This window comes from Vibrio sp. 10N.247.310.23, assembly GCF_041467155.1.
Classification (GTDB): Bacteria; Pseudomonadota; Gammaproteobacteria; order Enterobacterales; family Vibrionaceae; genus Vibrio; species Vibrio crassostreae_C.
The window spans coordinates 31,688-44,851 of record NZ_JBFSTZ010000017.1; the positions used below are offsets into that span (position 1 = coordinate 31,688).

Below are 13,164 nucleotides of genomic sequence, written 5' to 3' on the forward strand. Positions count from 1 at the left end.
ATGGCTGTCACTGATAATGGGATATTAAACGTAGACTCATACTAACTCGTTTTGGGGCAGATTTGAGCTAGCTGGCACGTGCCATGAGTAAAGCTTCAATGAATGAGTAAAAAATCTAGCTTACAATTGAACAGAAGTGAGCTAGAGATTTTTCCCTCAAAAAAATCCATCTTTTAAAAATAAGTAAAAGATGGATTAGTTAAAGGCCACAATCACTTCAATAAAGACCTTATGTTATCCGAAATGTTAACCTTTGTTACTGAACCAACTACACTTTCCAAATCGATATCTCGTCTGTTCTTATGTGCTACCGCATTCAACAAGGTAAATAACTCGGCATTTGTTCTAATTAACGCACTATTGGCTTTACGTAGCTTGGATAGTTCCGCCTTCTTTTCAACTAACTCTTTCTTTATCTTATCAATATCTTCTGCTTTTTCTGGTCTGGTATTTGAACTTAAAGGCTCCCGCTTTTGAGCTTTTATTACATCTAGAGCTTCTTTATGTAAATCAGGGTAATGTCTTATTAAACTGCGACCAACTCCTGCCTCATCTTCTATAGAAGAAAGCGATATTCTCTTACCTGGGCTTACATGAACCGGCTTCCCCTCTTTCAACCTTGCTAAAGCTGCTCTTAACTTTTGTTCGCCACTCATGCTTGTACCTCAGGTTCTAAGTTAAATGCCTTCATGATTCGTAACGCTACAACATTCTGACTTTTCATCATACCTTCATTCCCTGCAAAACCTTCCAAACTCTCAAGACTGAGTAACTTGATATTTCTGTCGTATAGTTTTTTCCAGTTAATAGCATTCTTTAGTGTGATTATCGTTGTATCACAAGTTTCTCCACAAACTGACGGATCGATGGTATCCGTTTTTTCACACTTATGCGCTTTTGTGCAATAGCCAAAAGGAGTTTTAGTTATATCCCACTCTCCAGTCTCTATCAAAACCCTAATTTCATCATCAGTTAACTGAATGGCGGATTCTCTCATTGCCTCGATCTCTTTACCCTTAACACCTTCTAAGTGGCAATCTGAGTAGTATAAATCTCTGTATATGTTAGTTTTAACCAAGATGTGCTCATTAGCGATATCTTCCATGATAGACCAATCTCTTAGCAACCTTTGAGTAAATGCTAACTCTGACCCTTTCCCGTAATACTCCGTCATATACTGGTACATATGCTTTACCTGCTGTTTTACCGCTGGAGCAGAAGCAAGATCATGAGTAAGAAAGTTAACTATTAGAGTTCTTCTGAATTGATGTGTATTCAACTTCCACAAGCTTCCAACCATTATGTGTTCACGCCCTCGATTCATCGCTTTGCTTTGTTCTAAAGCAGGCTCAGTGACTATGAGTCCGATGTGTTTAGCTAAGTCTTGCAACGACTTTGTCACTGGGTTTAGGGCTGCGAATGTTGGGAGAATGCTGACATTTGCACTGATCAACAGAAAGTCATTCCCCTTCAAGGATGGTACTAATTTTTTGGCAGGTCTATGTATCAACTTTATGAGATCAATAGCTTTTTTAACTTCAGGAATGGTAATGTAATCTACATCAGCCCCTCCTGATATTTTCGTCTCATATGCCCGGACATAATAATACTTATCTTCATCATCAGGAGTGCACCGAAAACAATCATCTTTTAATGATGTAATTTCATCAAACCGCATTCCTGTATAAGATGAAATGATTACATAGCAAGCAGCAAACACACGGCTTATATATCCATGGTAAACCCTAGTATTCTTGTCTTTTGAGGCAAGATGACCTAAGCCTTCATCTATCAAGAGCTGCTTTAAGCTTTTGAACTTTCCTTTCTTTTCTTGAGATACTCGATGCCTTTCGGCTTGGTATGTAACATCTATAGGATACTTTGATTGTGCAACTATTCTGGATTTTCTAACTTGCTTGAACTTTTTCTCTAAAACTCGATTAATTTTCGTTATCACATCTGGTGCATCATTAATGATCTCTAACGATTCAGATAATAGCTTTGAGTGAAGCTCTAGTGGTATGTACAAGGTTTGCCTAACATGAGAACTCTCTGCCACGTAAGGAGCAGTTAGCTGCTTTAGCGAAGCCCAACTGTCGTTTAGTACATTTCTGCTTAGTGGAAGGCTAATATTCAAGCCATTTAAATTTAGACGGGAAGCAGAGTTAAGCCTCCCAAACCTGCCTTCTAGTGTTGAATGAGAGTACTTTCCTTTGACAGATTCTAAGTATTTAATCATGCCTATACTACTGTTTAGCTTAGTCACTGACATTAGATTGCATTCCTGTAGCTCATTAAAGAGCGGTCGTAATCTTCTCATGGTTTCCGTGGCAACCGCTGCACGGCCACTGGATTTGTACTCTGATTTGAAGATAGCTAAAACAATGACTCTCAGCTCTAAAAGTAAGCTTGCCGACATCTTATCGGTTGGAAAATAGACTTTATACGTTGATTTCGAACTGTTCTTCCTAAGGTCTCGATATGCACTGAAATCCCATACCGGATCATTAAACCTAGAAACAACTTCGCCTTTTAAATCATAAGCAACAGCAGGGTTTTGAGTTATTAACTCAAAAGTACTCATATCTGATAGATTATTACAAGGCTCTTTAACAGAGGCTGCTGATGTAACTGAATAATTACTCATAGATCATACATCCATAATGGTGAAATGCCTTGTTCTCTCATCATATCTTTAGCTATCTTAACTAGCTTTTTATCTAGATTATGTTCAGCTAGGTATTTTATATTATTGATAGTGTTCTCTATTACTTTTCTACTTCCAAAAAGACCTCCAGCTTCGCATTCGTATCGACTGTTGATTAATACTTGTCGTAGCGACAACAGTTGATAAACGTGGCTTTCGGATTTTACAAACAGATGATTTGGGCAGGTAATACATGATAAAAAACTTGTACAATAAATAACCTCCCCCTCTTTACGTAAGCCAGACTTCTTGATTTTTCGTGTGTTTCGGTCAGCCTCTTTAGATGAAACTGCATTGATACACACCCCACCTGAAGGCGTTTTGGTTGAGTTTTCATTATCATAAAGTACAGCTTTCGAGGCTGCTTCATCGATCACTTTTACTTGAAACAGGTCTTGATATGCAGCCATACCTTTTTTCAGAGCTTTATTATTTTCTTCGACAGAGCCTTGGTTATAGTACTTCTCAGAAACAACTACCGAGTTGTTAAGCACTTCTGCTCTTTGTTGAATGTCATTGAAGAATAGCCCATAGGAATGTCGTAACTTTCGAGTATCTAGTTTTAAACTCTCGGCTCCCAGTGATAGATTTAAAGGGCTTAGAGTGTTACGTAGTAGACCTCTGTACGCATGGGACTGTATAGAGCTAACGCTACCATCGAGGTTAACAAAAGGAAAAAGGAATCCTCCTTCTGGATCGACTCTTTTTGAATGATCAATAATTTTCTCAAGCAACGTTTTAAAATGCTTCTTTACTAATAGTATTTTTTCCGCATCTTTTTTCTTCTTTCTTTTGTCTGTTATCGAGATCTTTATCATGCCATCTATGATTTCTGATTCTGATATAGAACTTCTCTTCAGTCTGAAAGCAGGAGACTGATTGATACCAGTTATAGCAACAAACACCGAAGAGTAAAACATCGAAGCTAGGTTCGAGATATACCCCTTAGTATTGATAACACCTGCTACTCTGTGCTTGATGATATAGGTTATACCTCCAATATCATGCTTGAATTGAGTGTCGTTTAGGCTCTCAATTGGAGCGTTTTGAACACTCAAAGTATGATAAAAATCAGCGGCATTAATTAAGAATTTAAGGAGGGCTTTGTACCCTTCTTTACTGTAGCCTTTTGAGTTATCTTTCCCATTAATAGTCGCGCCAAATAGTACTCCTGTTCGCTTACCTAAAGATGGAAAATACTTATCAAAGTCAAGTTTACCGATACCAAAGCAGTCATACATAACTTGCTTGAGAATTTTTCTTTTTTTTTCAAAAGTAGCTTTTGATATCTCCTCAAGGTTATATTTTCTGTGCAGTACTCCTTGATAACTTTCAATACTTTCTTTGGCTGCAATTGACCGAACAGTGTCATACGATCTTAAGTGCCGTACATACAGTCTAAAATCTCGAATTTTTGTCAGTTTCGTTTCTGAAGCGAATGAACTATTTACAATATACTTAACAAATAAAGATAACTCCTGCCTAATATCCTTTGTATCTAGCTCGGTCTCTTGTATCCAACTCAACACACTTTCCGAATATTCGTTTCCAAACTCTTTATCGAATTTAATGCAGTATCCGATATCGTTAGCCCTAGTTTCCCTCGAATAAGAACTCTTCGATACTTCAATCTTTCTTGATTTCTTTACCATTAAGCCGTCTCACTAAAGATTAAGCTTAATAACTCTTCATTTAGCTTTGATTGTTCTACCAAAGCTTTAGACTTCTGAAAGTAAGAGAGATACTGCAACGTATCTGTAATATTCTTATGCCTCATTTGACTCTTTGTGAATCTCAGAGCTTCACTATCGCTAAGAGTCTCTACGTTTAGAGCTGCATTCATTACATCAACTCCAAACGTGACTCTTAAATCATGAAAGTCATGTGAGAAGTCTGGATATTCAGGGTATATATGTTTATGTACAAACTGATTAAAAAGTGTCGATATTGTGTGTTGGGAATAAGCTCCGCCTCTTTGTGTAATAAAGACGTTAGCTCTTTCACCACCATTATTTATGAACTTATTTAGTCGATTTACATAGCGACTGCTGATGTGATAACGCTTTAACAGCTTAACGGCAGAGCCAGCAATCGTAACTGGAAGCTCACTGTTCTGCTTCGTTTTGTGTTGTACTTTTGCGCCGAGTTCTAACTCAAAATGTGGGTCATCATCTTTGTAGATCGCAAACATGTCTGTCCGAAGGTCTGCAATTTCGCTTGCTCTAAGCCCTGATAAGATAGCAAGCACACAAATCAGCAAAAACTCTTCCGAACCATGCTCTTTCAGCTTCGTAAAAAACATCTCTTGCTCTTGTATAGTAAACGGCTTTAAAGACCCTTCCTGACTTCGAGCTGATACATCCAATTTTTCTGTAGATACTCGCCTAACTATGCTTCTTCCTGCTATATGTGCAAATGGGTCATTATCAAACTGTCTTATTTCTATTTCCTCATATTCCATAGGAATAGAGGTAAATGGAGTATTAATATCCAAATGAAATATATAGAAATTAGCGACAACGCTAAAGTATGACCGAGCGGTGCTACCAGCAATGTTGCCCTCTTCGTACTGTTCTTTTAACCACCACTTAAATCCAGTAAAAGGTCTATCCACAGGCTCTAGTGCCCCTACATTCCAAGAGAGGTTGTGCTGATGCAGAAAGTCAAAATATAGCCGTAACGCTTTAGCTTGTGTTGCTGATGAAGTTTTTGAATGATTTCTATAGTGGGATACTATAAATGATAATACAGGCGGTACTACTACACCTGTTTCACTCTCTATAACAACGTATAAATTATCACAAGTTTTCTTATCTGACTCAGCATAGAGTACTCCCTCTTTCAAGGATAAATTTTTCTGTTCATAAAAATCGGATAGAAGATTTAGACTTTTGATCTTGTGAGTCATATACATACGAAGGCAACTTAGTAGCTAGCAATAGAATCAGATTCGTTCATAAAAAAAGCCAAGTCAAGACTTTAGGGTTGTTCATATTACAAAGAATGAAAGAGTTGAGGGTTGGTTCATAATTTAAGACTTGACGATACAACTCCCGCCAGCTCCACCAAACGTTTGGAAAGGGTGACAAGTCTTTGATTTGTCACCCTTTTTGTATATTTAACACTTGGATTTAGGCTGTTTGTACTAACATTTGGTACTAAAACATGCGCTATCTAAACATCTCAAAGTCAGGAACTTGGCAATTTCGTTACCAAGTTCCTCCGCACCATCGTCACCTATTTGGTGAACGTCGTGAGATTAAACGCTCACTCAAAACATCAGACAAAGCGGAAGCAACGATAAAAGCCCTAGAGCTTGAAGTTGAACTCCGTAAAACGATGATGACACCAACATCAGCAGTTTCAATTGAGAAACAGCTAATCTCACCTATCTCGACTGCAAAAGCAGCACCAATCAAAGCAATATCACCTTATAAGGCACTAGAACGCTTTTGTAAGTACAAGACTGAGCATATCTCCTCCAAAGCTGTAAAGATGCTAGAAGCTAAGTGCAAGATTGTTCTCGACCTCGTTGGAAAACCATACTTAAAAGCCATTCGGCGTTCTGACGCTGAAGAGGTCGCCTCTCTCCTACGCAACTATCCAACCAATCTAAAAAAACATAAACAATTTAACGGACTATCGGGGCATGACGCGATCAAGCTAAATAAAGATCTGGGGCTACCGACATTAAGTGATGAATCCGTCAAAGACTACTGCCAAAAAATGTCAGGCTTCTTTGAGTGGTGCCACTTGAACGAATTCACTGACATCAACCCATTTAAAGCGATTCGCTTTCGTAAACAACGTAAAGATAGCGAAGCCAAGTGTGCTTACACTGACACGGATCTTGAGAAAATTTTCAGTGCCATCGTTAGCACTAAACACCAGCACAAACACCCTTATTATTTTTGGTTACCACTGCTGGCATACTTCACTGGAGCAAGACTTAACGAACTTTGCCAGCTTTATAGAGCCGACATTTTTCAAGTTGAGGGCATCTGGGTCATTCAAATCGATGACAAGTTTGAGGGACAAAAACTAAAGAACTTAACAAGCCGCCGTATAGTACCAATCCACGCTCAACTGCTTACCCTTGGCTTTATTGAATTTGTGCAATCAGTGCAGCATGAGCGAGTATTTCCGGAACTAAAAGAGTCTAGAGATGGCTTTGGCTCCGCTGCATCAAAGTGGTTCGGACGCTTCAAAACCAAGTTAGGATTCGACAAAGGACACGATTTCCATTCATTCAGGCACACTGTTGCTACCCAATTCAAGCGCCATCAGGTATCACATATCGTCGCTGGCGAGTTGCTTGGACACGCCCAGAATAACATCACATATGCACGATATGGAAAGGGGTTAGATGTGAATCAACTTCAAGAGATCATCAACATGATTGATACCACTCCTGTGTCAAAAGCACTAAAAAGTCAGCGTGAATAGACTAGTTCGTGCATTTTTCGAAAAAAAACCAAAAAAAATAAATCATTTAAAAACATAGCATTACCATCAAATTTAGCAAGAAATGACAGAAAAAACGGGCGTGAGAAACTATACAACAAATCGGTGTTCACCTTACATTAGTTCTATCGAAACACGTTAGAAACAAACGAGGTATTAATGTCTCTTAAAACTATGAATCCTGTTAGTAACACTGCTAATCAAATTATTAATGCACATAATTTGATTACAAATTCGGGTTCAACTCCACTTTCATTTGAGCGCCCAACGCCAAAGAGCCACAAGACTGTCAAGCCTAAAACATGCTTTGAACTTCTTGCTGAATACACGAAATGCAGCATCAAACTGTGTAAAAAACCAAGTCAGCTAAAAAATGTTCATCAAACATGTCAGATCCTTACTCGGATTCTCCACTTTATGGGCTTCCTTGACCTCTCTGAACTCGATCGGGAAGGTGCTGAGCAAATCGCCAATGCATATTGCTACCGACCAAAGAACCCAGATAAATACCCTGAGCTGAAAGGATTTCAAGGATTTGAATTAATCGCAAAAAATGAATCCTTAAAACACCCGAAGCAGTACATCACATTGGCGACTGCATTAGGGCATTTAGAGAAAATGTCTACTTTTCTTAATTGGGCTAAGTCGCGTGGGTACGTGGCTGATAACGTGTTCTATAGGCTATCTCTAAAGAACGGTACCAAAGGTAAGTCGGTATTTCCTTTTAATAGCAAGCAACTGTTTGCCATTTTTTCAATGCCTGATTATATGAGCCATAAATACCTACATCCTTATTATTATTGGTTGCCAATTCTATTGCGTTACACAGGGGCAAGAATGAACGAACTATGCCAACTCAGAAAAGCAGATGTTGTTCTTGCTGATGGCATTTATTGCATTTGGATTCGCGAAGGGGCTGATGACCAAACAGTTAAGACAGGGAAGATGAGATTGATACCTCTGCATGATGAAATACTAGCAAAGGGCTTTATTGAATTTGTAAATTCAAGGACTGATGTTCGCCTTTTTCCAGAGCTACCGCTGGTGAATGGCTACTATTCTCATAATGCATCAAAATGGTTTGCTCGCCGCCGAGAAAAGCTTGGGGTGGACTTCGATCGTGGCGTCAATGGGCATTCTTTTCGACGTAGTTTTATCAATGAACTAAAGCAGAAACTGGTCACCAAGAGCCTTGTTGAAAATATAGTCGGGCATGAACATGCCGAAAAGATTACCAAGCACCCCAATGAGCTTGTGAGTAGCATCATTGGACAAAAGCACAACTCTGAATCATTTGATACGTATGGTGAGCAATACAGCCCACGTATTTTGGCACCTATCATCAACATGATCGATGCAAGCCATACCTCACATATTCGCCCCTATAATTTAGCGTGACAGCTATTTAAGCGGCACCACCACAGTCCTAGACACGATTTTATTAACCCAAATGTTTGGGTGAACGATTTCGCTCACCCTAAATTTACCCATTGATATATATAAAATGACATATACAAAAATTAAAGAAAATGTCTCTACATATGGCAGCTTAGAATTCACACGCGGTTCAATTGGCTTCGATAATATTCAACCATGGCTACTAACTGACTTCATTCCAAAAGAGTCAGTTGGGGTTATCTACGGAAAACCTGGCTCTCGTAAATCATTTATCGCTATTGATATCAGTTGTGCCATCGCAACTGGTTCATCGTGGCATAATCACCGCACACTCAAAAGTGCCGTTGTTTATGTTGCTGCGGAAGGTCAAATTGGCATATCAAAACGTATTAAAGCATGGGAAATTGCAACTGGTCAGCAAGTGGAACAGCTATATACCTTAGGGCAAGCAGTTGTGATGTCAGACACAACGGCACAGAGTAATCTAATTCAAGCTATTCACGAGCTTGAAAAATATAATGATATAAAAGTGGGACTAATCGTCCTTGATACTCTCGCTCGAAACTTCGGTGGCGATGAAAATAGTGGAGATGCGATGGGAAAATTTATTCGTGGCTGTGATTTGGTTAAAATGTCGACGGGTGCTTCTGTAGTTGCTATACACCACAGTGGCAAAGATGTATCGAAAGGTGGTCGTGGGCACTCCTCTCTCAATGCTGCAATTGATTGTGAGTTTCAAGTAAGCCACGACTCAAAGACCGGATTGACAACACTCAGCAACACAAAAATGAAAGATGCTGAGGAAGCACCTGACTTAGTCTTTGATTTTAAGCCGATCGATTTAGGTATTACGTGCGAAGAAGGCGAGCCAATCTCTTCACTCGCATTGTTGACGCCAGCAACGATCAAAAACAACAAAAGCGATACCAACGACGATAATAACCCTATTCTGAAAGCACTTCGTGACGTTTTTGGAGGGAGCTGTACACGAGATGATTTGCGTAAGCACTGCTTCCCGCCCAAAGAAGGTGTAGCTGCAAACACGACAAATCAAAAATTCAAACGTGTTCTTACAGCACTGCTAGATAAGAATCTTGTTTTTGTTCACCAACAGGGAGAAACAGCTAACAGAAGCGACATCATCACCGCCGTGGAGTAGTTAGTGTTTTTCTGACCTGCGTTTGATTAGATAGTAAGAGAGGGTGACAGGTGACGTACATGTACATGTACATGTACATGTACGTCACCTGTCACCTGTCACCTGTCACCCTCTCTTATTGCATCAAACCCGTTTCGTTAGAAAGTGCTCGTTGTGAAGGTTCTGGACAAAAGTAAGTTAGGCTAATAACCCTATCGGTCTCTATTTAGATAAGAAAAAGTATCGCTAAGCTTAAGGTATTTGTAGAGATTTACTTTCCGAATGTCACTTTAATAACGTTCTCTTCTTGAACGTCATACCTTTGCTCTAGCCTCCATTTAGGATTTTGTTGCCATTGAATACCTGTTTGAATACAGAAACCAACACCACAGCGCACCATGACACTAGATGAGACATTCGTCCCCAAAACGTGTGAGCCAGAGTTAGAGAAATCGATATTGGTACCACCGATACTAAAATTGATTTCTACGACAGTTATAGGAAAACAAAAGTCGCTTGTATCAGAAATCGCATATCTAGACTGTAATTGCTCATCAGTTAACACTTCTAAAAAACGAAGATACAGAAAGTCACCGTTATGATAGTTAACTTCAAGTTCTTTACCTTGAGGAGGAGACCTCAGATCTACTGGATGACCGATATTTTCCCATGAATTTTCATCTATAATAAGCCTTTCTTCAGGTAGAAGACTAAGCATGTTTACACTTAACCTTTGAAAACCATCGGAGTCTCGGTGAAATGCGACGAGGTTATGACCATCAATTTGTACAGGAATTGGCGTTTCATAGTAAAGATTACCTCCAACAACCGACAACATATCACGTCGTAACCACTCTAAATCTCCTTTTACACTCTTTGAACGAACTCGGTTCTTTTTAAACTCATGTAATTGTTCATTTGTGTAAGCATGTCCATCAGCTTTTTTATGATGTTGAGCACAAAGGGCAATCATACCTCTTGGGTCATTATGTGGCTTTATATGAACAGGTGGATCAAAGTGATGATATTCCAAGTATGGATTACCACAATCCCGAACTGGACAACCAAAGCCGACTTCCTTTCTTAGGGCTTCTTTTACTTTTGGAGGAATCGATGTTCTCTTAGCCACAATCTCACCTAATTTAATGTTCTCTCTATCCTGCATCGACAATGAAGTAGATAATCTTGTTGTGCGATAGCATTAATTGATCACCAGCGCAGCTCAATAAAACTCTGTGTTATTGATATGAAGATAGCTAGACTTCAAGTTTAGCAAGCCCCTCAGGCACTGGTCCTCCCATAAAGAACCCTTCTTCAGAAACACCTAAACCGACACCAAAACCTGACACTGTAGAACCAGAGATAGTACTGGTTCCAATTCGAGTGCCATTTCTACCTAGTTCACATTCAGGCAAATTTCCTTTTAGATCCCTGAGAAGTTTCCTTGATGGAGAGTAAAAATAACTCTTTTCCCCTTTATCAAAAATCACCATACCATCCTCTTTTTCTGAGAACTCGATTCCAACCCATGCTTCATCAGCCATCACTTCGAGCCTTGCTGCCGAGCCACTTAGATCGATAATTGATAGTTTGCCATCACTGTGAGATAGAACTGCCCTTTTACCCCAGAGTAAAGGAATATATACATTATAAAAATCAACCGTACCAATTTTGAACTTCATGTAATTCAACCTCCTATAGCTCTGCGTAGCTCCATTAAACTTCTTTCCTTGGTGTTTGCTCTTTCAAGTTGTTCCATGCCATTTAATTCAGAAACGATACCATTATACTCAACGACAATAGACTCTAGATCGCTAACTAAGGTTAGAGTTTTTGGTTTGTCTGACTGATAAATAAGTCTGCCGTCCCAACTCACTTCTTTGTCATGTTTCAATGAAAGAGTGAATTTATTTTCCTTTTGGTTTAAATCGAGATTAGTCATGCGGATATCACTAACCATATCTATATCTTCCCTCGTTAGCGGTACACCACGCTCGGCCAGTTGAGGTGAGAACAGAAGGATATTCTCTATCAAATTTTTGATATGAGGAGGAATGCTTTCTAAATGTTGGTTTAGCTCATCTTCCCCTTGAAGAATGAATAAACTAGCATCTCGCCCCTCCTCACTCTTAGTACCATTCTCAAAAATTTTATCATCTGAAACTATATATATGGGGAGTTCAATGTTCTTTGAGAGGCTCAACAATTGACACCAAATAACTCGATCTCTCATCTCTTCGCTTTCAGGCTTATTCTTAGGGTAAGGGGGATTCCGATATGAGGCTCTTGTCTCTGCTTCTAAGTAGTCATTCTCTGTAGGTTCTAATAAATGAACCTGATCAAATTTACTTTTGATTACATTCCATACGTCGACATACTTTACTTCACTCGGTAGTTCATCAAGTACTTTAAATCCATTATTGACTAGCAATTCATAAGCTTGCTTTAACGCTTGATGCTTATTGTCAGCAATCTTCTTCAAATGAGCGTTAAACTCTATCTGAACAGTCCTTGGTATGGCTACCATGTCACCACGGCCAATAGCTTTTTCTATCTGGCCATATAACTTTTCGGGTATGCGATTATTGAAGTAATCATCCGTTTTGATTCCTCGGAGATAGTTTGTGTCAAATACGATGTAGGATGGCATTCTGTAATTAACTCCCTCGAACCTTACCTCTAGTCTGAGCTATGAGTATTAAAAAGTCTTAATAGGCTGCATCTATATTAATTAGATAGCATATCATGAATAAACACCATATGAGTATATTGTGTGGATGAGAAAAAATAAGTTGAATTTCTGGTCAGTGAAACTAGTAATGAAGAAACCTAAACACACAATGGGGCATAAGCGTGATAGAGCAATCTGTAAGATCGGTTACATCATTATGTCAGCTCTGACAGATTCAGTTCAGACTAACCCACTTGTACATTAATCCGGTTAAACACTGAACTAAATTTTGAGGAATATAAAAGAGCACCAATTTAGGTGCTCTAAAGGAACGCAATCACATCAATTCTTGTATGCTGGCGAAGCATCCAAAATATACTTAGCAAGCAGCTCTAGAACATCGCTCACTCGCTTATCTCTACGCTCAACAAGTTGTTTAAAGTTATCAATCGAAACCCCAAGCGGCTCTCCTTCTGCCACATCTTCCAACTTGAAAGCATCTTCAGCATGTTTAGTCATTTTCTTTATCCATGCAAGCTTAGAGAGATTGTCAGCAGATTCAGCATTAGTAATAAAGCCAGCTTGCTTTGCTTTTTTTATCACCTGTTGCTCAAGTGTCGTCTTTTCATATTTCTCAAGTTCGTAGCAATACCAAAAAAGTTTTTTGGTTGGAATATGTTCAGCCATAACGTTTATTTAAAGAGTAATAATTATAATTGTTAGCTGCAAATATACTCGAAACCTATTAGGGGGAGTTGAGAGGGGCGCTCCCATCTCACCAGTGGA

General features: G+C 39.1%; 11 protein-coding genes. 3 read left to right on the forward strand and 8 right to left on the reverse strand.

The annotated features are described in order from the left end of the window. Positions 1 to 212: 212 nt before the first annotated feature. The 4 genes from AB6D93_RS14120 to AB6D93_RS14135 are packed head-to-tail and all read right to left on the reverse strand — an operon-like array spanning position 213 to position 5,621. Positions 213 to 656, reverse strand: a complete 444-nt coding sequence (locus tag AB6D93_RS14120) for a hypothetical protein (protein ID WP_102333748.1) — start codon at positions 654 to 656, stop codon at positions 213 to 215. Then, a complete protein-coding gene (locus AB6D93_RS14125; protein WP_102333747.1) occupies positions 653 to 2,647 on the reverse strand; it encodes an ABC transporter ATP-binding protein in 1,995 nt (664 codons plus the stop codon). The genes AB6D93_RS14120 and AB6D93_RS14125 overlap by 4 nt, the downstream gene beginning before the upstream one ends. Next, on the reverse strand, positions 2,644 to 4,359 hold the full coding sequence (locus AB6D93_RS14130; protein WP_102333746.1) for a hypothetical protein: 1,716 nt from the start codon (positions 4,357 to 4,359) through the stop codon (positions 2,644 to 2,646). The genes AB6D93_RS14125 and AB6D93_RS14130 overlap by 4 nt, the downstream gene beginning before the upstream one ends. Then, the gene (locus AB6D93_RS14135) at positions 4,359 to 5,621 is read right to left on the reverse strand and encodes a tyrosine-type recombinase/integrase (RefSeq protein ID WP_102333745.1); all 1,263 of its coding nucleotides are present in this window, start codon (positions 5,619 to 5,621) and stop codon (positions 4,359 to 4,361) included. The genes AB6D93_RS14130 and AB6D93_RS14135 overlap by 1 nt, the downstream gene beginning before the upstream one ends. 251 nt (positions 5,622 to 5,872) lie before the next feature. Between AB6D93_RS14135 and AB6D93_RS14140 the strand changes: the two genes are divergently transcribed. The 3 genes from AB6D93_RS14140 to AB6D93_RS14150 all read left to right on the forward strand — a co-directional run bounded on the left by AB6D93_RS14140 (position 5,873) and on the right by AB6D93_RS14150 (position 9,728). Continuing rightward, positions 5,873 to 7,153 (forward strand): site-specific integrase, encoded by a 1,281-nt coding sequence (locus AB6D93_RS14140; protein WP_102333744.1) that lies wholly within the window; start codon positions 5,873 to 5,875, stop codon positions 7,151 to 7,153. A gap of 177 nt (positions 7,154 to 7,330) precedes the next feature. Then, positions 7,331 to 8,569 (forward strand): site-specific integrase, encoded by a 1,239-nt coding sequence (locus tag AB6D93_RS14145; protein ID WP_102333743.1) that lies wholly within the window; start codon positions 7,331 to 7,333, stop codon positions 8,567 to 8,569. Positions 8,570 to 8,675: 106 nt separating this feature from the next. Beyond that, positions 8,676 to 9,728 carry a helicase RepA family protein gene (locus AB6D93_RS14150; protein WP_102333742.1) on the forward strand — a complete coding sequence of 351 codons (1,053 nt, stop codon included), beginning with the start codon at positions 8,676 to 8,678 and terminating at the stop codon, positions 9,726 to 9,728. Between the two features lie 250 nt (positions 9,729 to 9,978). Here the strand turns inward: AB6D93_RS14150 and AB6D93_RS14155 are convergent, their stop codons facing one another. The 4 genes from AB6D93_RS14155 to AB6D93_RS14170 all read right to left on the reverse strand — a co-directional run bounded on the left by AB6D93_RS14155 (position 9,979) and on the right by AB6D93_RS14170 (position 13,065). Continuing rightward, positions 9,979 to 10,836, reverse strand: coding sequence for an HNH endonuclease (locus AB6D93_RS14155; protein WP_102333784.1), 858 nt, complete (start codon positions 10,834 to 10,836; stop codon positions 9,979 to 9,981). A gap of 127 nt (positions 10,837 to 10,963) precedes the next feature. After that, on the reverse strand, positions 10,964 to 11,389 hold the full coding sequence (locus AB6D93_RS14160) for a hypothetical protein (RefSeq protein ID WP_102333741.1): 426 nt from the start codon (positions 11,387 to 11,389) through the stop codon (positions 10,964 to 10,966). A gap of 5 nt (positions 11,390 to 11,394) precedes the next feature. Then, the gene (locus AB6D93_RS14165) at positions 11,395 to 12,357 is read right to left on the reverse strand and encodes a PIN domain-containing protein (protein WP_102333740.1); all 963 of its coding nucleotides are present in this window, start codon (positions 12,355 to 12,357) and stop codon (positions 11,395 to 11,397) included. Between the two features lie 363 nt (positions 12,358 to 12,720). Then, entirely contained in the window at positions 12,721 to 13,065 is a 345-nt protein-coding gene (locus AB6D93_RS14170; RefSeq protein ID WP_102333739.1) for a hypothetical protein, read from the reverse strand. Positions 13,066 to 13,164: the final 99 nt, after the last annotated feature.